The 22679-nt window shown below is 67.9% G+C and carries 22 protein-coding genes; 14 read left to right on the top strand and 8 right to left on the bottom strand.

What is annotated here, in order from left to right:
- Positions 1–362 precede the first annotated feature (362 nt).
- The gene (locus E0W80_RS12455) at positions 363–1787 is read left to right on the top strand and encodes an NAD(P)/FAD-dependent oxidoreductase (protein ID WP_276320539.1); all 1425 of its coding nucleotides are present in this window, start codon (positions 363–365) and stop codon (positions 1785–1787) included.
- A gap of 66 nt (positions 1788–1853) precedes the next feature.
- Here the strand turns inward: E0W80_RS12455 and E0W80_RS12450 are convergent, their stop codons facing one another.
- Positions 1854–2555 carry a Pr6Pr family membrane protein gene (locus E0W80_RS12450; RefSeq protein WP_131492905.1) on the bottom strand — a complete coding sequence of 234 codons (702 nt, stop codon included), beginning with the start codon at positions 2553–2555 and terminating at the stop codon, positions 1854–1856.
- A gap of 48 nt (positions 2556–2603) precedes the next feature.
- A complete protein-coding gene (locus E0W80_RS12445; RefSeq protein WP_131492904.1) occupies positions 2604–3536 on the bottom strand; it encodes a DMT family transporter in 933 nt (310 codons plus the stop codon).
- Positions 3537–3762: 226 nt separating this feature from the next.
- On the opposite strand from E0W80_RS12445, the gene E0W80_RS12440 reads away from it, so the two are divergent.
- The 10 genes from E0W80_RS12440 (at position 3763) to E0W80_RS12395 (ending at position 13874) form a co-directional block, all read left to right on the top strand.
- Positions 3763–5049, top strand: a complete 1287-nt coding sequence (locus E0W80_RS12440; RefSeq protein WP_047521732.1) for an adenylosuccinate synthase — start codon at positions 3763–3765, stop codon at positions 5047–5049.
- 11 nt (positions 5050–5060) lie between these two features.
- A complete protein-coding gene (locus E0W80_RS12435; protein ID WP_131492902.1) occupies positions 5061–6227 on the top strand; it encodes a beta-propeller fold lactonase family protein in 1167 nt (388 codons plus the stop codon).
- Between the two features lie 180 nt (positions 6228–6407).
- Positions 6408–7808 (top strand): MFS transporter, encoded by a 1401-nt coding sequence (locus tag E0W80_RS12430; protein ID WP_131492900.1) that lies wholly within the window; start codon positions 6408–6410, stop codon positions 7806–7808.
- 164 nt (positions 7809–7972) lie between these two features.
- The gene (locus E0W80_RS12425; RefSeq protein WP_131492898.1) at positions 7973–8554 is read left to right on the top strand and encodes a biotin transporter BioY; all 582 of its coding nucleotides are present in this window, start codon (positions 7973–7975) and stop codon (positions 8552–8554) included.
- A 117-nt stretch (positions 8555–8671) separates the two neighbouring features.
- Positions 8672–10108, top strand: coding sequence for an NAD(P)/FAD-dependent oxidoreductase (locus E0W80_RS12420; RefSeq protein ID WP_131492897.1), 1437 nt, complete (start codon positions 8672–8674; stop codon positions 10106–10108).
- A 148-nt stretch (positions 10109–10256) separates the two neighbouring features.
- The gene (locus tag E0W80_RS12415) at positions 10257–10559 is read left to right on the top strand and encodes a DUF427 domain-containing protein (protein ID WP_046748074.1); all 303 of its coding nucleotides are present in this window, start codon (positions 10257–10259) and stop codon (positions 10557–10559) included.
- Between the two features lie 60 nt (positions 10560–10619).
- Positions 10620–11492 (top strand): ATP-binding cassette domain-containing protein, encoded by an 873-nt coding sequence (locus E0W80_RS12410; RefSeq protein ID WP_047521744.1) that lies wholly within the window; start codon positions 10620–10622, stop codon positions 11490–11492.
- Positions 11489–12172: an ABC transporter permease subunit gene (locus E0W80_RS12405; protein ID WP_131492895.1), complete on the top strand. Its 684-nt coding sequence runs from the start codon at positions 11489–11491 to the stop codon at positions 12170–12172. Before E0W80_RS12410 ends, E0W80_RS12405 begins: the two co-directional genes overlap by 4 nt.
- Positions 12169–12894, top strand: coding sequence for an ABC transporter permease (locus E0W80_RS12400; RefSeq protein WP_131492893.1), 726 nt, complete (start codon positions 12169–12171; stop codon positions 12892–12894). Before E0W80_RS12405 ends, E0W80_RS12400 begins: the two co-directional genes overlap by 4 nt.
- Before the next feature lie 65 nt (positions 12895–12959).
- Positions 12960–13874: an ABC transporter substrate-binding protein gene (locus E0W80_RS12395; protein ID WP_131492892.1), complete on the top strand. Its 915-nt coding sequence runs from the start codon at positions 12960–12962 to the stop codon at positions 13872–13874.
- 61 nt (positions 13875–13935) lie between these two features.
- Here E0W80_RS12395 and E0W80_RS12390 read toward each other — a convergent pair whose 3' ends face one another.
- Positions 13936–15156: an AI-2E family transporter gene (locus E0W80_RS12390; protein WP_131492891.1), complete on the bottom strand. Its 1221-nt coding sequence runs from the start codon at positions 15154–15156 to the stop codon at positions 13936–13938.
- Positions 15157–15218: 62 nt separating this feature from the next.
- On the opposite strand from E0W80_RS12390, the gene E0W80_RS12385 reads away from it, so the two are divergent.
- Positions 15219–15518, top strand: coding sequence for a chorismate mutase (locus E0W80_RS12385; RefSeq protein ID WP_047521753.1), 300 nt, complete (start codon positions 15219–15221; stop codon positions 15516–15518).
- A 163-nt stretch (positions 15519–15681) separates the two neighbouring features.
- Positions 15682–16848 (top strand): ROK family protein, encoded by a 1167-nt coding sequence (locus tag E0W80_RS12380; protein WP_131492889.1) that lies wholly within the window; start codon positions 15682–15684, stop codon positions 16846–16848.
- A gap of 13 nt (positions 16849–16861) precedes the next feature.
- On the opposite strand, the gene E0W80_RS12375 is transcribed toward E0W80_RS12380, so the two are convergent.
- The 5 genes from E0W80_RS12375 to E0W80_RS12355 all read right to left on the bottom strand — a co-directional run bounded on the left by E0W80_RS12375 (position 16862) and on the right by E0W80_RS12355 (position 21448).
- Complete coding sequence (locus E0W80_RS12375; protein WP_131492888.1) at positions 16862–17296, bottom strand: DUF3995 domain-containing protein; 435 nt, start codon at positions 17294–17296, stop codon at positions 16862–16864.
- 34 nt (positions 17297–17330) lie between these two features.
- Positions 17331–18089, bottom strand: a complete 759-nt coding sequence (locus E0W80_RS12370) for a hypothetical protein (RefSeq protein WP_131492886.1) — start codon at positions 18087–18089, stop codon at positions 17331–17333.
- A 188-nt stretch (positions 18090–18277) separates the two neighbouring features.
- The gene (locus tag E0W80_RS12365; RefSeq protein ID WP_194239318.1) at positions 18278–19198 is read right to left on the bottom strand and encodes a carbohydrate ABC transporter permease; all 921 of its coding nucleotides are present in this window, start codon (positions 19196–19198) and stop codon (positions 18278–18280) included.
- 2 nt (positions 19199–19200) lie between these two features.
- A complete protein-coding gene (locus E0W80_RS12360; RefSeq protein ID WP_131492884.1) occupies positions 19201–20172 on the bottom strand; it encodes a sugar ABC transporter permease in 972 nt (323 codons plus the stop codon).
- A 31-nt stretch (positions 20173–20203) separates the two neighbouring features.
- Positions 20204–21448 (bottom strand): extracellular solute-binding protein, encoded by a 1245-nt coding sequence (locus E0W80_RS12355; RefSeq protein ID WP_047521759.1) that lies wholly within the window; start codon positions 21446–21448, stop codon positions 20204–20206.
- Positions 21449–21770: 322 nt separating this feature from the next.
- Between E0W80_RS12355 and E0W80_RS12350 the strand changes: the two genes are divergently transcribed.
- Positions 21771–22667: a sugar isomerase gene (locus tag E0W80_RS12350; protein ID WP_131492883.1), complete on the top strand. Its 897-nt coding sequence runs from the start codon at positions 21771–21773 to the stop codon at positions 22665–22667.
- Positions 22668–22679: the final 12 nt, after the last annotated feature.

The raw sequence follows: 22679 nt of genomic DNA, 5'->3' as shown, positions 1-22679 counted from the left end.
GCGGAGGCGGCGGTGCGGCGATCGTCCGCGGGTCGGGCGTGGAGGACTCGGTCATCTGTAGGCTCCCTCGTTCAGGGACGCGCGTCGCGGCCATCCCCCGCGCACCAGCGTAATCGCTGTGTACACCTGCATGACCGGATGACGGATGCAGGACGACCCGCCGGGCCCAGGTCATGCATCCGTCCCAGGATCCTGCAGGTGGCGGGCAGGCGCGACCCCGGGTGCCGGTGGCGGACACTGCTAACGTCGAAGAGCAGCCGCTTTCCGGGCAGGTCGAGCTTCTCCGCTCCCACCGGGACAGAACTGTTCCTCGCTCGGAAGCGGCCGTGCCGATACATGACTGAAGAGTATGAGGACAATACGTGACGAGTAGAGAACGAGTAGCGATCATCGGAGCCGGACCCTCGGGGATGGCGCAGCTGAGGGCCTTCGAGTCCGCCGCCCGTGCGGGAGCCGACATCCCCGAGCTGGTCTGCTTCGAGAAGCAGGCCGACTGGGGCGGGCAGTGGAACTTCACCTGGCGCACCGGACTGGACGAATTCGGCGAGCCGGTGCATTCGAGCATGTACCGCAACCTGTGGTCGAACGGCCCGAAGGAGGCGCTGGAGTTCGCGGACTACAGCTTCGACGAGCACTTCGGTCGCCCGATCTCCTCCTACCCGCCGCGCCCGGTGCTGTGGGACTACATCGCCGGTCGCCTGGAGAAGACCGACGTGCGCGACCTGATCCGCTTCCAGACCGTGGTCCGCTGGGTGGAGTTCGACGACGAGCGCGAGGTCTTCACCCTCACCAGCGAGCACCTGCCCTCCGGCGAATCCTCCGTGGAGGAGTTCGACCGCGTGATCGTCGCGAGCGGACACTTCTCCTTCCCGAACGTGCCGGAGTTCCCCGGTATCGAGACGTTCCCGGGGTACATCAGCCATGCCCATGACTTCCGAGGCGCCGAGGCCTTCGAAGACAAGGTTGTGCTGGTGATCGGCGCGAGCTACTCCGCGGAGGACATCGGCAGCCAGGCGTTCAAGATGGGGGCCCGTTCGGTGACGGCGAGCTTCCGCTCCGCGCCGATGGGGTACGACTGGCCCGAGGGCATCGAGGAGCGGCCGGTCCTCGAACGCTTCGAGGGCAGCACCGCGTTCTTCGCCGACGGCACCTCGAAGCAGGTCGACGCGGTCATCCTCTGCACCGGCTACCTGCACAAGTACCCGTTCCTGCCGGACGACCTCGCCCTCTCCTCGCCGAACAACGTGTACCCCGATGGGCTGTACCGCGGAGTGCTCTGGCAGGGCAATCCGCGCCTGGCCTACCTCGGCGCGCAGGACCAGTGGTTCACGTTCAACATGTTCGATGCGCAGGCCTGGTACGTGCGTGACCTGATCCTCGGTCGTCTGTCCCTGCCCGACGAGCAGGAGCGGGCGGCATCGATCGCCGAGTGGCGCACGCGCTTCGGACAGATCGATTCGGCCGCGGCGGAGATCCGCTTCCAGGCGGACTACATCCGCGATCTGCTGCAGCTCACGGACTACCCGGAGTTCGACATCGACCGGGTGGTCGAGATCTTCCTCGCGTGGAAGCGCGACAAGAAGGACGACATCATGGGCTACCGCGACCGCACGTACGAGTCGGTCATGACCGGCACCCTCGCGGTCGTGCATCACACGCCGTGGCTGGAAGAGCTCGACGACTCGCTCGAGCGCTACCTCGACGTGGACCCGGATGCCACCGAGACGGCGCGGATCATCGAGGGTCAGCCTCGCGACGACGATCGTGAGGCGCTCGCCACCACCTGAGTCTCTGTTGACGCCTCTGCCCCTCCGCCCACTCCGGGTGCGAGGGGCGGAGGCGTCAGAGGCAGGTCAGGAGTCGATCGGGGTGGTGCCGCGGCGCCTGCCGATCCAGACGACGCCGGCGGCCACGGCGATGATCGCGATCGCGATGCCGACGATGTAGGCGGAGACCCCGAGGTAGCCGCCCGGGACGGTGTGCGGGTTCAGGAAGGGATACGGGTACCAGTAGGGCTGCCCGGTCGCCGGCGAGATCACCAGGTTCGCGCGGATCATCGTGTACGCGACCCACACGAGGGGGAAGACGGCGGTGGCCCCCACGGCGCTCCAGCCCAGCGCGCGGCGTCGAGGCGCGAAGAGCAGATCGAGGAGCATGATCAGCGGCACGATCACGTGCAGCACCTCGTTGGACCAGGGGACCGTCGCCCCCTGCGGCAGCTCGATCCCGCGGAGCAGTGTGTTGTAGACGATCCCTGTGACGATGGCGTAGGTGCTCGCGCAGACCAGGATCAGAGCGAGCCAGCGCGGTTCGGGGCTCGTGGTCTTCCGGTTGAGGATGCCCCAGAGGCCCCCGATGACGAGCGCGACGGCTGCGAGGACGTTGGAGAGGATCGTGAAGAAGCTGAAGAAGTTCACGATCACCGTGGGGAGGTGAGAGCCCCACTCGGTCTCCGAGAGCATGGCGATCTCGAGCGTCCGCACCAGTTGGGCGACGATGGCAGCCACCGCGAGAACAGATGCCGCGAGTCGCGCGTAGGGCCACCAGGTCGTCATTTCGCCTCCGGTCGTAACTGTAGTCACTCGCCCCGGCGGTTCTCGGCATCAGGTGCGGCGACGCCACCGCAGTCGCGTGATGAGGACGCCGAGCAGGCAGAGGGCTCCACCGAGGAACATCAGCGGCGTCGGCACCTCGCCGAGGATCGCCCACGACATCAGGATCGCGATCGCGGGCACGACGTAGGTGGTGGCGGAGGTCTGTCCCGCGGTGCTGCGCTGCAGGACGTAGGCCCAGGTGGTGAAGGCGATCGCCGTGGGGAAGATGCCGAGGTAGACGACCCACAGCGTCGCGTCCAGCGGTGCGGTCTGCAGGGAGTCGATGAGGCTGCCGACCCAGGGCAGTAGCGCGACGGTGCCGACGCCCGCACCGAGCCAGGTCAGGGTGGTCGGATCGACGCCGGAGGTGAGCAGGCGCTTCTGCACGAGCGTGCACCCGGCGTACATGACGGCTGCGAGCAGGGCGAGCAACAGACCGGTGATGTCAGGGCCGGCGCTGGTGGAGGAGTTCATGCCGATCAGCACGACCCCGAGGAACGCGATCGGGGCGCCGATGATGAGTGGCTTCGGGAAGCCTTCGCGGAGGAAGAGTCCGCTGAAGACGACGACCATGAGCGGCGCGAGGTTCACCACCATCGCGGCCGTCCCCGCATCGAGTGTCAACTCAGCGCTGTTGAGGGCCAGGTTGTAGACGCAGAACCAGCCGATGCCCCACACCGCCACGAGGAGCCAGTGGCGACGGGCGGGGATGCGGATCCCGTGCCGCACGGCGATGATCGTCAGCACCACGGTGCCGACCGCCATCCGCAGCAGCGCCAGAGCGCCCGGGTCATAGTGAGGGCCCGCACCACGGATGCCGATGAACGCCGAGGCCCACAGCACCACCGTGACCAGCGCGGCGACGAGCACGAGCGCGCCCTGACTCTTCGGCGCCTCGGCGTTCGTGCGGATACCGGGCTCGCCGGATGCTGCTCGTGACATCCTTCGATCCTGGCAGGGGCTTCCGACACCGGACGAGCCGCCGGAGCGACATGATCCGCACGTTTTCCGCCACCCCTGCAGAGTGCGATATGTCACCTTCAGACGCCTCCGGAGGTGACATATCGCACTCGGAGGGCGGGCCGAGAGGCTCCCGATAGGATGGGACGGCCCGAAGAGGGCCAGCTCATCGGCCGGTGCAAACCCGGCGAAAGCCAGGGGGTTACCCATGCCAGGAATCGTTATCGTCGGCGTGCAGTGGGGCGACGAAGGAAAGGGCAAGGCCACCGATCTGCTCGGTGAGCGCACCGACTGGGTGGTGAAGTTCAACGGCGGTAACAACGCCGGGCACACCGTCGTCGTGGGAGACGAGAAGTACGCGCTGCACCTGCTGCCCTCCGGCATCCTCTCTCCGGGCGTGACCCCGGTGATCGGCAACGGCGTCGTCGTCGACCTCGAGGTCCTGTTCTTCGAGCTGGAGGCGCTCGCCGCCCGGGGCATCGACGTCTCGCGTCTCAAGGTCAGCGCCAACGCGCACATCATCACGCAGTACCACCGCACGCTCGATAAGGTCACCGAGCGTTTCCTCGGAAAGCGGATGATCGGCACCACCGGTCGAGGCATCGGTCCGGCCTACGCCGACAAGATCAACCGCGTCGGTATCCGTGTGCAGGACATCTTCGACGAGAACATCCTGCGCCAGAAGGTCGAAGGCGCTCTGGATCAGAAGAACCACCTGCTGGTGAAGATCTTCAACCGTCGCGCGATCACCGCCGACGAGGTCGTCGATGATCTGCTGTCGTACGCGGACCGCCTGCGCCCCCTTGTCGCCGACACGGGCTACCTGATCGCGGAGGCCCTCGATCGTGGCGAAGTCGTCGTGTTCGAAGGCGGTCAGGCCACGATGCTCGACATCGACCACGGCACCTATCCGTTCGTGACCTCGTCGTCGGCGACCGCCGGCGGAGCCGCGACGGGTGCGGGCGTCGGCCCCGGTGCGCTCGACCGCATCGTCGGCATCGTCAAGGCGTACACGACCCGCGTCGGATCGGGCCCCTTCCCGACAGAACTCTTCGACGAGCAGGGCGACTGGCTGCGCAAGCAGGGCTTCGAGTTCGGCACCACCACCGGGCGTCCGCGTCGGGTCGGCTGGTACGACGCGCCCATCACCCGATACGCGACGCGCATCAACGGCATCACCGACCTCGTGCTCACCAAGCTCGACATCCTGACCGGACTCGACGAGATCCCGGTGTGCGTCGCCTACGACGTCGATGGCGAGCGTTTCGACGAGGTGCCCGTCAACCAGACCGACTTCCACCACGCGAAGCCGATCCTGGAGTACTTCCCGGGTTGGAACGAGGACATCTCCGTCGCCCGCACCTTCGAGGATCTGCCGCAGAACGCACAGGACTACGTGCTGGCGCTCGAGAAGATGAGCAACACCCGCATCTCGGTGATCGGTGTCGGCCCCGAGCGCGACCAGGTCATCGTCCGCCACGACCTGCTCGACTGATCCGGTCCGTCGTGACGCGATTCTGGCTCGGCGGCTACGGCCCCGGCATGGACGGTTCTGCCGACGGCATCGGTCTGCTCGCGGGGGATGCAGGCCGGGAGGCCACCACGCTCGCGTACCGGGGCGTGGTCGCAGAGGCCCCTTCGCCGTCGTGGCTGGCGCAGCATCCGACGCTCGACGTCGTCTACGCGGCGCTCGAGGGCGACTCCGCCGTGCAGGCGTTCGTGCGTACGGGGGACGGCGCCCTCTCCCCGATGGGTGCACCGGCGGCGGTGGGCCAGTACGTGTGTCACGTCGCGGTCGCTGCGGACGGCTCTGCTCTGGTCGCCAGTTGCTACGGCGACGGCCGCGTGGTGCGGCTCGGCCTCGATGCGGACGGGCGGATCGTCCCCGCACGGCCGGATGCGGCGGCGGAACTCCGCGCGGCACTGTTCGGCGACGACACGGATCCCGCCGACACGCCAGATGTCGGACGCCCTAGCGCCTTCCGTCCGACATCTGGCGTGTCGGCCCCCGGGGTGCCGTCCACTCCCGGTGACGGCGTCGCCGCGGTCGACCCGTACGGGGTGGGCGGTGACCGTGTCTCGCACGCGCATGCCGCCGTGTTCCTTCCCGACGGGCGCATCGCCACGACCGACCTCGGGTTCGACCTCGTGCGGTTCTGGCGACAGGTCGGCAGCGGGCTCGTACTCGACCACGAGGTCGTGCTGCCACTCGGCACCGGGCCGCGGCACATGGTGCTGCACCCCAGCGGGCACCTGCACGTGGTGACCGAGTACTCGTGCGAGGTGTTCACGCTCGCCGAGGCGTCCGACCGCACGTGGAGCGTCGTGTCGTCGACGCTGTCGAGTCCGATCGCCCAGGTGGGCACAGACTTCCCCGCCGAACTCGCCCGCAGCCGCGACGGACACTTCCTCTACACGGCCCTGCGCGGAAGCAACACGATCGCGGTCCTGCGCGTGCGCGGCGGGGGTGAGGCCCTGGAGTCCGTGGCGCTCGCCGACGCGGGGGTCGACTGGCCGCGCCACCACCTGGTGCATGAGGGCAAGTTGCTGGTCGCGGGGCAGCGCTCCGATACCATCACCCTGCTCGACCTCGATGAGCGCACGGGCGCGCCCCTCGGCATCCGCCATGAGGCGCAGGTGCCGACGCCGACGCATTTCCTTCCGGTGCGCTGAGACGTTGCCGAGCGCCGTCGACCTCCTCTTCCCGGAGCTGACGCCACCGCGTTGACCGTCATGGAGCCGAACGATGAGGGCGTGTGGCATGCCCTCCACGAGGTCCTGCTCGGCGGCTGAACCCTCGTCGGCGAACCGGCGCTTGACCTCGACCATACTTGAGGTTCTACGGTCATCATCATGACCTCGAAGACCGAGCAAGTGTCGACGCCGGGCGCGGCCGCACCTCGCATCTTGAGCCGTGACTACGTCTGGATCACGATCGGCGCCTGCGCGCTCGTGTTCCTCGGCGCGTTCGAATCCCTGGCGGTCACCACGGTGATGCCGACCGTGAGCGCCGATCTCGGCGGAGAACGGCTGTATGCGCTCGCTTTCGCCGGACCTCTCGCCACCGGGGTCATCGGCATGGTGCTCGCCGGGAATTGGGCGGATCGTCGCGGACCGGTCGTCCCGCTGTACACCTCGGTCGCCCTGTTCATAGTCGGACTGCTGATCGCCGGCCTCGCGCCGAGCATGGAGATCCTCGTCGCGGGGAGGTTCGCCCAGGGCCTCGGCAGCGGAGGGTTGATGGTGGCCCTGTACGTGGTGGTCGCCCGCGTCTACCCGCACGAGCTCCATCCGGCGATCTTCGCCGGCTTCGCCGCGGCCTGGGTCATCCCCTCACTGATCGGCCCGACGGTCGCGGGTGCCGTCACCGAACTCTGGAGCTGGCACTGGGTCTTCCTCGGCGTGGTCATCCTGGTGCTGGTGGCGCTGCTGATGGTCGTGCCCGCACTTCGCGGGCTCGCGAACCACGGCGATGCGACGACTCCCTGGGCGTTCGGGCGACTCGGATGGTCGGTGCTCGCTGCCGTTGCTGTGCTCGCGCTGAATCTGGTCGGCGACATCCCCGGATTCGGCTCCGCTCTCGCTGTCCTTGCTATCGTGGTCGCCCTCGTCGCGGTGCGGCCGCTGGTCCCGCGCGGGACGTTTCGGGCGCGCCGAGGGCTTCCGTCCGTCATCCTCGTCCGCGGGGTCGCGGCCGCCGCGTTCTTCGGTGCGCAGGTCTACCTGCCCTACCTGCTCACCGATCGGTACGAACTGTCGCCGACTCTGGCAGGACTCGCGCTGACCGGCGGTGCGCTCGCGTGGTCCCTCGCCGCGACCGTCCAGGGGCGGCTGGGCGCGCGCCTCTCGAGCGTGACGGCCGTGCGGCTCGGGACGGGCCTCGTGTTCGCCGGCATCGTGCTGACCGTCGCGACCGCGGGCTTCCGGGGAGACGCTCTGCTGATTGCGCTCGCCTGGGTCATCGCGGGTATGGGGATGGGGCTGATGAGTCCGCGCACCAGCGCCCTCACGCTCGCGATGTCCACGCCGGAGAATCAGGGCTTCAACAGCGGGGCGATGACGGTCGCCGACTCGTTCGGCAGCGCCCTGGCCCTGGCCGTCACGGGCACGCTGTTCACCGCGCTCGCGGGCGCCGACCCGTTCCTCGGCGTGTTCGTGCTGGCTGCGGTCGTGGCCTTCGCGGCGGCGGTCCTCTCCCCGAGGGTCCGTGTCGAATCCGCCGAAGACGAATCGCGGGAGCAGGGGGAGTCATGAGCCGGGACGTGACGAGTACCCGCTGGAGGATGATGCCATCGCGCAACGGCGTCAGCGAGGGAAGGTCGTGTTGGTGACTGCGGGGTGGTGATTTGCGCGGGGGTAGCTACATCCGTACGCTGATGAACGGTGTTCAGGTGAACACCGTTCAGGAAGGATGAGCGATGACCGCATCGACCCGTGACTCCAGTGCGACCCTCGGTCGGGTGGCCGTGTTCGCCGCCCTCATCATCGTGCTGGGAACGGTTGTCGTGCCGCTCCCCGGCGGCGTGCCCATCACCGGGCAGACGCTCGGCGTCATGCTCGCGGGTCTTGTGCTCGGTCCGCGCGTCGCGCCCTGGTCGATCGCCCTCGTGCTGGCGCTCGCCGCGGTCGGACTCCCCGTGCTCGCAGGCGGACGCGGGGGCCTGGGTGTCTTCGTCGGACCGACCGTGGGCTACCTGATCGGCTGGATCGCCGGCGTCGTGGTGATCGGGTTGCTCATGCGCACCGGACGGTTCACCTGGTGGCGGTGCGCGGTGGCCGCTCTGGTCGGCGGCGTGTTCGTCGTCTACGCGTTCGGCATCCCGGTCCAGGCACTCGTGACCGGAGTTCCGCTCGACCTGACTGCTCTGTCGAGCCTGGCCTTCCTCCCGGGCGACCTCATCAAGGTGACCGCGGCCACGCTGATCGTCGTCACCCTGCGCCGGGCATATCCCCGCGCTTTCGCCGACTCCCGCCGGGGTCGGGAGCTCGCGACCGCCTGAGCTGCCTGACCGCCGCACCCCGCCCGCGCCACGCCGGAGGGAACAACTCACCCGTGACTCGGCGTTGGTCTTGAGCGAGACTGGGCGACGGAACCGGCCGACGGAGAGGTGCCAGGCATGAACGCAGCGCAGAAGACCGACGAATACGACCTGATCGTGCTGGGCGGAGGTCCGGTGGGCGAGAACGTCGCCGACCGCGCCGTGCAGGGTGGACTCACCGCGATCATCGTGGAGAGCGAGCTCGTCGGAGGTGAGTGCTCCTACTGGGCGTGCATGCCGTCGAAGGCGCTGCTGCGGTCGGCGCAGGCGTTGCGGGCAGCGCAGCACGTGGCGGGCGCCTCTCAGGCGGTGACCGGGAAGCTCGATGTGCGGGCGGTCTTCGAACGACGCGACTCCTTCACCAGCAACTGGTCCGATGACGGACAGGTGAAGTGGCTCGACTCCGCCGGGATCGATCTGGCGCGCGGGCACGGCCGGCTGACGGGTGAGCGGGAGGTGACCGTGACGGATGCCGACGGCGCGACGCGAGTACTTCGCGCCCGGCATGCGGTGGCCATCAGCACCGGATCGGACGCCGTCATCCCGCCCATCGACGGGCTCCGTGAGTCCGCACCCTGGACGAGTCGAGAGGCGACCAGTGCCGAGGAGCTGCCGGAGAGCCTGGCCGTGATCGGCGGAGGCGTGGTCGCGGTCGAGATGGCCACGGCATACGCGGCACTCGGCTCGAAGGTCACCGTCATCGCCCGCAGCGGTCTGCTCGGGGGGATGGAGCCCTTCGCCGGGGAGCGGGTCGCGGCCGGTCTCAAGGAACTGGGCGTCGACGTGCGCACCGACACGGGAACGGCATCCGTGCACCGCGGCGCCGACGGCGTGACCGTGACGCTCGACGGCGGCGAGGAGATCATCGCGACCGAGGTGCTCGCCGCGACGGGTCGTTCGCCGCGCAGCGGAGACATCGGCCTCGACGTCGTGGGCCTGGAGCCCGGCCGCTGGATCGAGACGGACGACACCCTCCGGGTCCCCGGATCCGACTGGCTGTATGCGGTCGGTGACGTGAACGGGCGCGTGCTCCTCACCCACCAAGGCAAGTACCAGGCGAGGGCGGCAGGCGACGTCATCGTCGCGCGTGCCCAGGGCGACGATGTGGATGACAGCCCCTGGGGTCGTCACGTCGCGACCGCCGACCAGGCCGCCGTCCCGCAGGTCACGTTCTCGATCCCTGAGGTCGGCTCCGTCGGTCTGACCGAGGCGCAGGCGGTCGAGGCAGGAATCACCGTGAAGGCGATCGACTACGACCTGGGGTGGATCGCGGGGGCGAGCCTCTACGAAGACGGTTTCGAGGGGCAGGCGCGGCTCGTGATCGACACCGATCGCGATGTCGTGATCGGTGCGACCTTCGTCGGCCCCGAGGTGGCGGAACTCGTGCACGCCGCCACCGTGGCGATCGTCGGCGAGGTGCCGATCGCCCGTCTCTGGCATGCGGTGCCGTCGTACCCGACCGTCAGTGAGATCTGGTTGCGACTCCTGGAGGGCTACGGGCGCGATTCCGCCTGAGTCCGACCATCGTGGCGGGCAATCCGTTTTCGCGGGCAGGCCGAACAGATTCGGGATTGTTTCTCACATTGACGGCCCGCGCGCAACCCTCGAGCCCGATGTCCCCACCGTCTTATACGCTCGAACACACATCCGAGGAGGCAGGACCATGAAGGCTGTACTCGCAGGAACCGTCATCGCCGAGGCCGACGAGAGCGATCTCGCCCGCATCGAAGGGAACTGGTACTTCCCGCCCGCATCCATCACACCCGGGGTGCTCGTCGAGAGCCCCACGCCCTACACCTGTCCCTGGAAGGGCGCGGCTCAGTACTACTCCGTGCAGACCGACGGCGAGCTGCACACCGACTACGCCTGGTCGTATCCGACTCCTTATCCGTCGGCCTTCGATCGTGTCGGCAAAGACTTCTCCGGATTCGTGGCGTTCGATCCGCGCGTCGAGGTCGGCCCGTAACCACCAGAAGAGCCAAGACTCGTCCGCTCGCACATCGATCGACCGACTGGAGACCAGCCCATGATCGAGTTCCGCAACGTCACCAAACGGTTCCCCGGCGGTGCACTCGCCGTCGATGACTTCAGCCTCGTGCTGCCGTCACGCAAGACCACCGTGTTCGTCGGCTCGTCCGGCTGTGGCAAGACCACCCTGCTCCGCATGATCAACCGCATGGTCGAGCCCACCTCCGGCGACGTCGAGATCGACGGGGAGAGCGTGCTCGAAGGCGACCCGGTGGCTCTGCGCCGACGCATCGGCTACGTCATGCAGAACTCCGGGCTCATGCCGCACTTCACGGTCATCGACAACGTGGCCACGGTGCTTCGGCTGACCGGCGTGAAGCGGGCTGCTGCCCACCAGCGGGCGCGCGACCTGCTCGACACGGTCGGCCTCGACCAGGCGCTGGCCGAGCGCTACCCGAGTCAGCTCTCCGGCGGCCAGCAGCAGCGTGTGGGTGTCGCCCGCGGACTCGCCGCCGATCCGAACATCCTGCTCATGGACGAGCCCTTCGGCGCGGTCGACCCCATCGTGCGGGCCGACCTGCAACAGGAGACCCTGCGCCTGCAGAGCGAGCTGGACAAGACCGTCGTCTTCGTCACGCACGACATCGACGAGGCGTTCCTGCTCGGCGACCAGGTCGTCATCCTCGACAAGGGCGCGCGCATCGTGCAGGTCGGCAGTCCGAGCGAGATCATCGAGAACCCGGCGGACGACTTCGTCTCGGCGTTCATCGGCGCCGATCGCGGTCGCCGCGCCCTGCACCTCAAGCAGACGCCGCGGGGCACCGTGGTGGTCGACTCGGAGGGGCGCACCCAGGGCTCGATCGTCGACGTGCCCGATGCTGTCAGCGACGCGCTCCTGAGCGAGGAGAGCGTGACGAAGGGCGCTCCGTGAACTGGATCGTCGACAACATCGGCCTCATCCTCGAGCTGACCGCCATCCACCTGCAGCAGAGCGCGATCGCGATCGTGCTCGGCTTCGTGCTGTCGGTGCCGCTCGGGTGGGTCGCCTGGCGCTATCAACTGGTCAAAGGGCCGGTCATCGTCCTCACCGGTCTGCTCTACACGATCCCGTCACTCGCGCTGCTGATCCTGCTGCCGTCCGTCGCCGGGTATCCGGCCCGCAGCCCGATCAACCTCATCATCGGTCTCACCATCTACGCGGTCGCGATCCTGGTCCGTGCGGTCTCCGACGGCCTCGACTCGGTCGATCCCGCCATCCGGCAGTCGGCCACCGCGATGGGCTACGGCGGGTTCCGCCGGTTCTGGACCGTCGACTTCCCGCTCGCCGGACCCGTCGTGCTCGCCGGGCTGCGTGTGGCGGCCGTCAGCACGATCTCCCTCGCCACCGTCGGCATCCTGGTGGGTGTGACGAACCTCGGCTACCTCTTCGAGAACGGTCTGCAGCGCCGCATCCTCGCGGAGGTGTTCGCCGGCGTCATCGCGGTCGTGGTGATCGCCCTGGTGATCGACCTGCTGCTCCTGCTCCTCGGCCGCGCGCTGATGCCGTGGACGCGCGCCGCCAAGACACCGTCATCCGCACGACAGGCGGCCACGCTGAGGACCGCCGCATGAACGTGTTCACCGACGCCATCGCCTGGCTCTTCTCCCCCGACCGGTGGGAGGGGCCGTACTCGCTGCCGATCCTGTTCGGTCAGCACATGTACTACACGCTGATCTCGGTGCTGATCGCCGCCATCATCGCGGTGCCGATCGGATGGCTCATCGGACACACCGGCCGCGGCCGCGAGGTCGCTGTCGCTGTCTCCGGCGCGGCTCGCGCGATCCCGTCCTTCGGGCTCCTCGTGCTGCTCGTGCTGCTGCTCGGTGTGCTCCGCATCCCCGAAGCCGCGATCATCACGTTCGTGCTGCTGGCCATCCCCTCGCTCCTCGCTGGCGCCTACACCGGGCTCGAGGCCATCGACCGCCGTGTGCTCGACTCGGCGCGCGCGATGGGGATGACCGAGTGGCAGGTGTTCTGGAAGGTCGAGGTGCGCCTCGGGCTGCCCCTCCTGGTCGGTGGCATCCGCGCAGCCCTCCTGCAGGTGATCGCCACGGTCACGATCGCCGCCTACGTGAACCTCGGTGGTCTCGGCTGGCCGATCATCCAGGGCATCCCCCTGCGCAAGTTCGACCAGGTGCTCGGCGGTGCGATCCTCGTCGCCATCCTCGCGCTGGCGGTCGATCTGATCTTCGCCCTCCTCCAGCACGCCGCCGTCCCCGCCGGGGTGCGAGCGCCGACCACGACCCGCCGGTCGCGTACCGCTGCAGCCTCACCCGCGCCGGCCACCGCCTGACACGCTCACAACCCCTCACCGTCCCACAGCACCCATCCCGTTGTCCCAGAGAAGAGGAACTCCCCATGTTCACAGCACGTAAGTCACGACTCGCCCTCGCCGGTGGCGCCGCGCTCGCCGCGGTGCTCGTCCTCGGCGGGTGCGCCAGCAGCAACCCGCTCGACGCTCCGACTGATGACGCGGGCTCCGGCGGCGACACGATCGTCGTCGGCTCCCAGGCCTACTACTCGAACGAGATCATCGCCGAGATCTACGCGCAGGCCCTCGAAGGCGCGGGGTTCACGGTCGACAAGCAGTTCAACATCGGACAGCGCGACGCTTACATGCCCGACGTCGAGTCCGGCGCGATCGACGTGTTCCCGGAGTACACGGGCAACTTGCTCGAGTACCTCGACGACAGCGCGACCGCCACCAGCCCGGAAGACGTGTACGCCGCGCTGCAGGACGCGCTGCCCGACAGCCTGACCGCTCTGGACTACGCCGAGGCCTCGGACCAGGACACCTACACGGTGCTCAAGAGCTTCGCCGAGGAGAACGGCCTCACCTCGATCGGTGACCTCTCGAAGGTGACCACCCCGGTCACGATCGGTGCGGCACCGGAGTTCGAGCAGCGCCCGTACGGGCCCGCGGCCGCCAAGGAGGTCTACGGCGTCGACCTGGCGTTCTCGGCGACCGGCCCGACCACGCTGGAGTCGCTGCTGGCCGGCGAGATCCAGGTAGCGGACATCTACTCGGCCGATCCCGCGTTCCAGACCGAAGACATCGTCGCGCTCGAAGACCCGGAGAACATCATCTTGGCCTCGAACGTCGTGCCGATCGTCTCGAGCGACGTCGCCGACGAGGTCGCCGACGTGATCAACGCCATCAGCGCCAAGCTCACCGCCGAAGAGCTCGTCGGTCTGAACGTGCAGAGCACGGTCGACCAGAAGTCGGCGAGCGACATCGCCGAGGCCTGGCTGACCGACAACGACCTCATCTGAGTCGGATGACAGAAGCGCCCGGACCTTCAGGGGTCCGGGCGCTTCGTCGTACGGGCGAGGGTCAGATGCGGGCATCCTGTTTCGGCACCAGCACCTGCTTGATGATGATGAGGATCGAAGCGGTGACGGGCACGGCCACGAGCGCCCCGAGGAGGCCGAGCAGCGTGCCACCGGCGAGGGCGCCGATCACGACCAGCGACCCCGGGACCGCGACCGCCCGGTTCATCACTCGCGGCGTCAGCACGTAGGCCTCGATCTGCATGTAGATGAGGTAGATCGCTGCGAAAATCAGCGCCGCGATCGGGTTGGTGAAGAGCGCGAGCCCGGTGCCGATGATCCAGAACAGCACCGATCCGACCAGCGGGATCAGGGTGACACAGAAGGCGATCGCCGCCATCAGTGGCGGGAAGGGCAGACCCAGGATGGAGTAGAGGGTCAGGGCGAGGATCGCGTTGCAGAAGGCCAGCACGACCATCCCCATCACGTATCCGCCCACCGAGTCCGTGATCTGTTCGGTGATGTCGCTCGCACGAGCGCGGTCGCGGGCCGGTGCCAGACGCAGCAGACCCTGCTTCATGGCGGGCAGGGTCGCGAGGAAGTAGAGCGTGAGCACGAGCACGACGATGGCGCCCGAGATGCCGGTCGCGATCGACGCGCCGACCGCGAGAGCACCGCCGCCGATCGTCGCGAGGTTGCCGAAGTCGGTCAAGAACTTCTGGACCTCGGCGACCAGATCCTGGAACTGATCGCCGAACTGCGCGTCGAGCGTGGCGTAGATGTCGCTGCGGGTGAAGTCCTGGATCATCCCGGGAACGGAACGGACGAAGCTCGCGATCTGCTCGACGACGATCGGGATGATCATCCACAGCACGACGGCGAACACGAGGATGAGCGCGAGGATCGTGATGACGACGGAGATCGAGCGGGAGAGGCCGCGACGCTCGAGGAACCGGACGGCCGGGTCGAGTCCGAGCGCGCCGAAGAGGGCGAGTGCGATGTAGATGAGCACGGTGGACAGGCTCGTCAGGGCGAGGCCGATCACCAGCGCGCCGAGTCCGCCGAGCGTCACGAGGAAGCCGAAGACGAACGGACGGTCGATGCGCGTCCAGAACGAGCGACTCGGCGTCATCGGCTCGACGACCACGGGGCGCGCTGCGCCGGTCGCGGCGGGCTCTGCGGTGGGAGAGTCGGCGCTCGCGGCTGCGGCGTCGGTGCGCGGTGCTTTCCGGGCGGGCGCGGTGTCATCGAGGGGAGTGGGCGCCGGCGACTCTTCGTTGCTCATGTGCTCACGATAGCGGTGCCGCGGGTCGGAATCCGGGTGTTCGACGGCTCTAGAGTAGGGGCATGACCGCCGCCGAGGACCCGAAGGCCGAACTGCTCCGACTTCGCGCCACCATCGACAACATCGACGCCGCACTCATCTTCATGCTGGCCGAACGCTTCCGTGCGACCCAGCAGGTGGGGCAGCTGAAAGCGGAGCACGAGATGCCGGCGTCCGACCCGAATCGGGAGGAGCAGCAGGTCGCCCGTCTGCGCGCTCTCGCAGAGGAGGCGCATCTCGACCCCGAGTTCGCGGAGAAGTGGTTCAACTTCGTGGTGGCGGAGGTCATCCGCCACCACACGGAAGCGGCGGAGAGCCGCTGAGAGAGGTGCCGGACGGGCGACGGTGTGTGCAGCACTCGCCCGTCCGGAGCTTTTGTGAGATTCATCGACCAACTAAGTTCAATGAATAAACTTACGGAGAGACTACGGATCACGCCACGATCTGTCAACCGCTCGCCACGAGCGAGCTCCGGAACGGACGCACATGCTGAGCACGGATGAGGGCCTCGACACCCAAGCGTCGGTGCGGCGCGCGAACCTCCGGCGCGCGCTGCAACTCGTCTTCCGCAACCCGGGCACCCAGACGCGCGCGGGGATCGCGAGAGCGACGGGTCTGACCGCAGCCACGGCGTCATCCCTCGTCGCCGAGCTCATCGAGAACCGACTGATCGTCGAAGGGGAGCAGGCCGCGAGCACCGGTGGCAAGCGGGCGACCACGCTGAGCGTCGATGCGAGTCACCACCTGATCCTCGTCCTGGTGATCCAACCCCTGCACGCATACATCGCCCTCGTGGCGCTCGACGGTACCGAGGTCGACGTCCGTCGCGCGGACTACACTCCCGAGACCCGTGACCGCGCACTCGACGACGCCGTGGCTGCGGTGGCCGCCGAGTTCGGACCGCGGGTGCTCGCTGCGGGGATCCAGCTCCCCGGCACGACGGACGGGCGCTCGGTGCTCGAGAGCGTGCAGCTCAAGTGGGAGGACGTGCCCCTCGCCGAGAGGTTCGAGCGCGTGCTGGGGGCGCCCGTGCTGCTCGTCAACGACGTCGACGCCGAGGCCATCGCCGAAGCCGGGATGGAGGAATCCCCGTCCGGATACCGGCTCTTCATCCACCTCGGCGGCGGCGTGGGCGCCGCGGTGACCCTGAACGGCGAACTCGCGCCCGGTCCACGGGATCGCGCCGGCGAGATCGGGCACGTGCAAGTCGTCTTCGGTGAGGCGGCGCGTATCTGCCGGTGCGGACAGCGCGGCTGTCTCGAGTCCGCGGCAGCCTTGGGCGCGATGATCGGGGACGAGTTCACCGATGCGATGGACGCATCCGAGATCCGTGCTCTCGCCGCCCGCGCGGACGAACGCCATCTCGACGAGGGGGCCCGCGCGCTCGCGAGGGCCGTCAAGCTCATCAGCGCCCTGCTCGACCCGACCGAGGTCGTGATCGGCGGGCCGGCGACCGAGCTCGGGCCGCGCTTCCTCGACCGGGTCCGCCGCGAGACGGAGTACCCCTCCCGCGGCACGGCGCAGGTCCCGGTCCGCTACGCCGACCCTCGGGTGTCGCTCGCGGCCGGCGCCGCTCAGGCCGCGCTCACGTCGGCGCTCGGCGTGCGCTGGAACCCGGAGCAGCTGCGCGCCGCATCCGCATCGAGCCTCTGAACGCCCCTCGATGTCAGCGTCGTCGGTCTCCCCGCACCGCGAGGGCGATCGCGGCGCTGGTGATGAGGCACAGCGGACGGTAGATGCGCCGATCGAGCTCGACGAATCGGCGATGGGGACCCGGCCGCCCGAGAAGTGCGGTCACTCGAGCCCCGTCCATCGTGCCGCGGAGGAGGAACGCCAGGGCCGCCGCCACGCGTGCGGCTTTGGCGAGCGTGTGAGTTCCCCCTGCGCCGGCGATGATCGCGCTCCCGGTGAGCATTCCTCCACCGACCACGAGGCATGCGCCAGCTGAAGGCATCTCATCGCTGCCGATGACCTGTCGCGCCAGCCGCTTCCGGCTCGACGCCGGCCAGGACGCGCCGGAGGCCCACAGCAGATGGATGGCTCCGATGGCGCCGAGTGATGTGGTCGCGACGACCTGACCGATCCGTCCGAGAGGAGTCATGTCCCCATTCTCCTCTTCCGCGGGCGAGCAGCCGTCAGCCACCGAACTCCGCGCGCAGGATCATCTGACTGTGGTTCTTGTTGCAGGTGTCGGTGATCGGGTCGAGCAGGTTGGTCTCGGAAAGCCAGGCGCCGGGAGCCGACTTCTCACCCTGCATCGCGGCCAGAACCTCGGCGAACGAGTCGGCCATCCCCGTATCGGATGCCTTCACGAGCGACTCGAGTTCCACCGCGGCCGCTTCGACGCGGGTCTTCCACTCCGTCTCGTCGAACGCCTGGTAGGTCGTGTATCCGGCATCGGCGTTCCACAGCGCGCTGTAGACGTTCCCGAACGCCTCACACTCGGCTGTGATCTTCTCATCACGGACGAACTCCGCCGTGGAGAAGTGCGGTGTCGCGGTCCACTCGACACCGTCGGGGACCCAGATCGTGAAGGTCGGTCCCGTGGCCTCGGTGATCGGCCAGACCAGGGATGTGGTGCCGTCGCACGTGCCGCGGAGGGGAGCCTGTCCGAGCGCCATCGAGTCACCGAGCTCGGCGTGGAAGAGTCCGCCGCCGGCGCACTCGATGTCGATCGTCACCGAGCGCATGCCTTCCTGCAGGGGGAAGTCGATGCCGGGGTACGGGGCGGTCGGCCCGGTGCCGGTGACCGCGGGGCCGTTCATGATCAGCTCGACGGTGGTCGAACCCGAGGGTGTCGGTGTCGCTGCGGGCGCGGGCTCGATCGCGGTGCATCCGACCAGCACGATCGCGAGGGCTGCGAAGGCGGAAATCCCGCTCGTCGCTTTCTTCATCCCCGATGTCCCCCTCGCCGTGAAGGATGTCCCTCTCGCCGCGACCGATGTCCCTCTCGTTGTGAAGGAGTTCTCACGGAATGAAGGAGCGGATTCCATATGCACTCCTTCATACCGTGAGAACTCCTTCATTCCGGGAGGACCGCTCCGGGAGGACCGCTCCGGACGGGACCGCTTCGCGGGGGCTCCTACTTCACGCTGCCGGCGGTGAGGCCGCCGACGAGTCGCTTCTCGATGAGCATGAACAGGATGACCACGGGCAGGATCGCGACGATCGAGACTCCGAACACGTACTGCCAGCTGGTCTCGTACTGACCGACGAACTTGGTGAGCGCGACGGAGAGCGGCTGGTTCTTGTCGGTCGAGAGGATCACGAGCGAGGCCGCGAACTCGTTCCAGCAGGCGACGAACGTGAACACGATCGCCGTGACGATGCCCGGCCACACGAGCGGCAGGTTGATCTTGAAGAGCACGGTGAAGCGTCCGGCGCCGTCGATCTGGGCGGCTTCGTCGACCTCCTTGGGGATGCCGGCGAAGAAGGAGTGCATGATCCACACCGCGAACGACAGGTTGAACGCGGCGTTGATGAAGATCATGGCCGCCCAGGTGTCGCCGAGCCCGAGGGTCGTGAACTGCCGGAACAGGCCCGAGGTGAGCACCGCGGGCTGCAGCATCTGCGTGATGATGACCAGGAACAGGAACACCATGCGGCCGGGGAACTTGAACCGGGCGGTGTAGTACGCGGCAGGCAGGGCGACCAGCAGCACGAGCAGCGTCGCGAACACGGCAATGATGATCGTCGAGATCAGGTTGTACGGCAGCGGCGTCTCGGGGGTGGACCACATGGTGATGTAGTTCTCCCAGTGCCACTCCGTCGGCAGGTACGTGGGGTCGACGGAGCGGATCTGCGGCTTCGTCTTCACCGAGCCGAAGAACATGATCAGGTACGGCAGCACGAAGATCGCGAGCACGAGGAACCCGGCCACGGTGCGGAGGATGACACGGGGCAGCGTGACCTGGTCTTCGGTGTAGCGGCGCTTGCGGCCGGGGATGCGCGGTGCGGGCGAGGAGCCGGCGGTGGTCACGAGGGCGGTCTCGGTCACGGTCATGATCAGACCTCCTTCATGGGCTTGACGATCTTCACGTACGCCGCGACGATCACGATGACGATGAGGAAGGCGACGACGGAGAGCGCGCTGGCGACATCCACCTTCTTCTGCAGTTCGATGTACTTGAAGATCAGCGTCATGATCGTGTCGGCGCCGTAACCGGGGATCGAGCCGGTCATCACCTTCAGGATCGGCAGCGAGTTGAACACGTTGATGATGTTGATCAGGACGGCGACCGCCAGCGCGCTGCGCAGCTGCGGCAGGACGATCGACCAGTACGTGCGGGCGGGGCCGGCTCCGTCCATCTTCGCCGCCTCGATCGCGTCGGCCGGGACGGACTGCAGGCCCGCGAGGATGGTGTAGGTCGTGAAGGGCAGTGACACGAAGATCGCGATCACGATCGACCAGAGGAAGGCCGTCGTGGGGTTCTTCGTCCACCCGTATCCGACGGCATCGTCGGAGAGCCCGATGTCGTAGAGGAACTTGTTGAAGATGCCGAAGTACGGCTCGAGGCTGTAGTAGAACACCATCGTCGTCATGACGACCGACGCCGCCCACGGGACGATGACGGCCATGCGCACGAGCTGGCGTCCGGGGAAGGCCTTGTTCAGGATCTGCGCGAGTCCGAGCGAGATGACGACCGTGAACAGCACGACCGAGACGACCCAGACGATCGTGCGGAAGAAGATCGGCCAGAACTCGGCGAACGTGAAGACGGTGACGAAGTTGTCGAAGCCGACGGATCCCTTGTCGAGGCCGGACAGGGAGATGTCGCGCGTCGAGTTGAAGAACATCACCCCGGCGGGGAAGAAGACCACGCCGATGATCAGCAGCAATGCGGGGGCGATCCAGGGCAGCGCCTGGAGAAGGTCCTTTCCGCCCGGCCTGCCGCGAAGGGCATCCGGGGTCTTCCGGGTGCGGGGGCGGCCGGTGGCCGCCCCCGCGAGGTTCGAGGACTCTGTCTTCTGGCTCATTCGGGTACCCGAACCTCTCCTGTCAGCGGGCTCAGCCCGCGTCGACCTGCGCCTGGATCTCGGTCAGCACGTCCTGTGCCGGCTTCGTCTGAAGCTGGCCGAACAGCGACTTGAACGCACCGTCGGCGGCGGACCACTTCGGGTTGGTCGACGGGTAGAACTGGGCGTCGGGCAGCACGTCGAGGAACGGCTTGAGAGCCTCCTCGCCGGAGAGCTGCTCGGCACCGGACTTGGTGACGGGGAGGAAGCCCTCGGCCTGCACCCACGGCACGTACACGTCTGCCGAGTAGTAGTAGTCGAAGAACTTGGTGATCGCTTCCTTCTTGTCATCGTCGTTCTGGAACGCCATCAGCTGGTCCATGACGCCGAGCGTGAACGGCGAGCCGTCCTTCGTCGGGATCGGGACGATGGAGTAGTCCAGGTCGGGGTTGCCCTCGGCGATCTGGCCGACCGTCGGCGGGAGGCCGACCTGCATGCCGATCTTGCCCTGGATGAAGATGTCCATCAGCGGCGAACGCTGCGTCGAGCCGGGGTCGGCCTGCGTCGCGCCGGCGTCGATCATCTTCTTGATCTGCTCGGCACCCACGAGGTTCTCCGGGGTATCGATCGTGATCTCGGACGCATCTCCGAACGATCCGCCGCCGCCCCACAGCCACACGGCCGCCTCGGCCTGTGCCTCTTCGGACCCGAGCGGCATCCCGTAACCGGCGACGCCGCCGCCGAGCGCGGACACCTTGGTCGCGGCATCCAGCAGCGAGTCCCAGTCGGTCGGAGCCTCGACACCGGCCTGGTCGAGCAGGGCGTTGTTGACGAACAGGGCGCGGGCGGATGCGATCAGCGGCAGAGCGTACGCGGTGCCGTCGACCTCGGCGTTCTTCAGGAACGAGTCCTGGAAGTCGGAGTAGGTCTCCTCCGAGACGACGTCCTTCACGGGGTAGAGCAGCTCGTCGCCGACGAACCCGGCGAACGGACCGCCGTTGTAGATGTCCGGTGCCTCGCCGGCCTGGATCTTGGTGGAAACGACCTTCTCGAGGTTGTCCCACGACTGCACCTCGAGCTTGACCTTGATGTCGGGGTTGGCCTTCTCGAACCCGTCGATCACCGTCTCCCAGTTCGCCTTGGTGCCGTCGGAGTAGCTCGGGACGAGGAGGTCGAGAGTGGTCGAACCGTCTCCGCCTCCGCTGTCTCCAGACGATCCGCCGAACCCGCACGAAGCGAGCGAGAGCGTGGCGACGGCCGCAATGGCGGCGGCGCCGAACCGCAGTGACTTCTTCATGTGTATTGCATTCCTCACTGTGAGAGTCCCTCCCTGGCGGCGGGCCGCTTCGGGAGGGGGTGTGGTGCACAGTCGCAAGCACATCACGCGACAGTGCGTGGTGACCGCTTCGCCGGATGGCATCGCGATCGTTCAAGCCGGGGCTCGGGGTTCTCGGCATCGATGGGATCGACGTCGAGGCGTTGGAACTTTTCCGATTATTTGTCAAGGGAACAAACAAATCAAGCAGAACCTGGAGTTGATGTTCCTTTGCGCCATACTATGATCGGATCAAGCCTCAAACAATCACAAGTACGCAACTTCTCGCCAGAAAGGCACCCCGATGACTGCATCACTGCCCGGCGCGCACATGCGCGAAGAGCTCCACTCCCAGCCGCAGACCTGGGCCACGGCCGCAGACCTGAAGGCCGAGCAGGGCCTGCTTCCCGCCACCGGTGCGCGCGTCGCGGTCGTCGGCTGCGGCACGTCGTGGTTCATGGCGCAGTCGTACGCCGCTCTCCGCGAGACCGCCGGGCAGGGCGAGACCGACGCGTTCGCCGCCTCGGAGGCCTTCATCGACCGCGGCTACGACGCGGTCGTCGCCCTCACCCGCTCCGGCACGACCACCGAGGTGCTCGAGCTCGTCGAGCGCGTCAAGGGGCGCATCCCGACGATCGGCGTGATCGGCGACCCGACCTCCCCTCTCGTCTCCCTCGTCGACGAGGCGGTCCTGCTCCCGTTCGCGGACGAGCAGTCGGTGGTGCAGACGCGCTTCGCGACGACGGCGCTCGCGCTGTTCCGCGCCTCGCTCGGTGAAGACCTCACCGGAGCGATCGCCGACGCGACCGCCGTGCTGGCCGAGCCCGGCGACGACGAGCTGCGCGACGCGGATCAGTACACGTTCCTCGGGCGGGGATGGACGATCGGTCTCGCGCATGAGGCCGCCCTCAAGCTGCGCGAGTCGTCGCAGTCGTGGACCGAGGCGTACCCGTCGATGGACTACCGGCACGGTCCGATCGCGATCGCGGCGCCCGGACGCGTGACGTGGCAGTTCGGCACGGCCCCGGAGGGACTCTCCGCTCAGGTGGAGGCCACCGGCGCCCGGTTCGAGCAGCGGGGGATCGATCCGCTCGCCGACCTCGTGCGCCTGCACCGCACGGCTCTCGACCGTGCCGTCGCGCGGGGGCTCGACCCCGATCAGCCCCGCAACCTCACGCGATCCGTCATCCTGGATGCATGACGCACGCCGCCG

The sequence above is a fragment of the Microbacterium sp. PI-1 genome (assembly GCF_004337555.1).
In the GTDB taxonomy this organism is placed as follows: Bacteria; Actinomycetota; Actinomycetes; order Actinomycetales; family Microbacteriaceae; genus Microbacterium; species Microbacterium aurugineum.
Note: the sequence above shows the minus strand (reverse complement) of the source record. Positions and strands in the feature narration are given on the sequence as shown.

Bases quoted from the DNA above. Each gene is read 5' to 3' on its own strand.
- E0W80_RS12445 (WP_131492904.1), bottom strand. From the start codon at position 3,536: ATGTCACGAGCAGCATCCGGCGAGCCCGGTATCCGCACGAACGCCGAG.
- E0W80_RS12420 (WP_131492897.1), top strand. From the start codon at position 8,672: ATGAACGCAGCGCAGAAGACCGACGAATACGACCTGATCGTGCTGGGC.
- E0W80_RS12355 (WP_047521759.1), bottom strand. From the start codon at position 21,448: ATGAAGAAGTCACTGCGGTTCGGCGCCGCCGCCATTGCGGCCGTCGCC.
- E0W80_RS12410 (WP_047521744.1), top strand. From the start codon at position 10,620: ATGATCGAGTTCCGCAACGTCACCAAACGGTTCCCCGGCGGTGCACTC.
- E0W80_RS12380 (WP_131492889.1), top strand. From the start codon at position 15,682: ATGCTGAGCACGGATGAGGGCCTCGACACCCAAGCGTCGGTGCGGCGC.
- E0W80_RS12395 (WP_131492892.1), top strand. From the start codon at position 12,960: ATGTTCACAGCACGTAAGTCACGACTCGCCCTCGCCGGTGGCGCCGCG.
- E0W80_RS12440 (WP_047521732.1), top strand. From the start codon at position 3,763: ATGCCAGGAATCGTTATCGTCGGCGTGCAGTGGGGCGACGAAGGAAAG.
- E0W80_RS12450 (WP_131492905.1), bottom strand. From the start codon at position 2,555: ATGACGACCTGGTGGCCCTACGCGCGACTCGCGGCATCTGTTCTCGCG.
- E0W80_RS12385 (WP_047521753.1), top strand. From the start codon at position 15,219: ATGACCGCCGCCGAGGACCCGAAGGCCGAACTGCTCCGACTTCGCGCC.
- E0W80_RS12365 (WP_194239318.1), bottom strand. From the start codon at position 19,198: ATGACCGTGACCGAGACCGCCCTCGTGACCACCGCCGGCTCCTCGCCC.
- E0W80_RS12375 (WP_131492888.1), bottom strand. From the start codon at position 17,296: ATGACTCCTCTCGGACGGATCGGTCAGGTCGTCGCGACCACATCACTC.
- E0W80_RS12400 (WP_131492893.1), top strand. From the start codon at position 12,169: ATGAACGTGTTCACCGACGCCATCGCCTGGCTCTTCTCCCCCGACCGG.
- E0W80_RS12425 (WP_131492898.1), top strand. From the start codon at position 7,973: ATGACCGCATCGACCCGTGACTCCAGTGCGACCCTCGGTCGGGTGGCC.
- E0W80_RS12370 (WP_131492886.1), bottom strand. From the start codon at position 18,089: ATGAAGAAAGCGACGAGCGGGATTTCCGCCTTCGCAGCCCTCGCGATC.
- E0W80_RS12350 (WP_131492883.1), top strand. From the start codon at position 21,771: ATGACTGCATCACTGCCCGGCGCGCACATGCGCGAAGAGCTCCACTCC.
- E0W80_RS12430 (WP_131492900.1), top strand. From the start codon at position 6,408: ATGACCTCGAAGACCGAGCAAGTGTCGACGCCGGGCGCGGCCGCACCT.
- E0W80_RS12390 (WP_131492891.1), bottom strand. From the start codon at position 15,156: ATGAGCAACGAAGAGTCGCCGGCGCCCACTCCCCTCGATGACACCGCG.
- E0W80_RS12415 (WP_046748074.1), top strand. From the start codon at position 10,257: ATGAAGGCTGTACTCGCAGGAACCGTCATCGCCGAGGCCGACGAGAGC.
- E0W80_RS12360 (WP_131492884.1), bottom strand. From the start codon at position 20,172: ATGAGCCAGAAGACAGAGTCCTCGAACCTCGCGGGGGCGGCCACCGGC.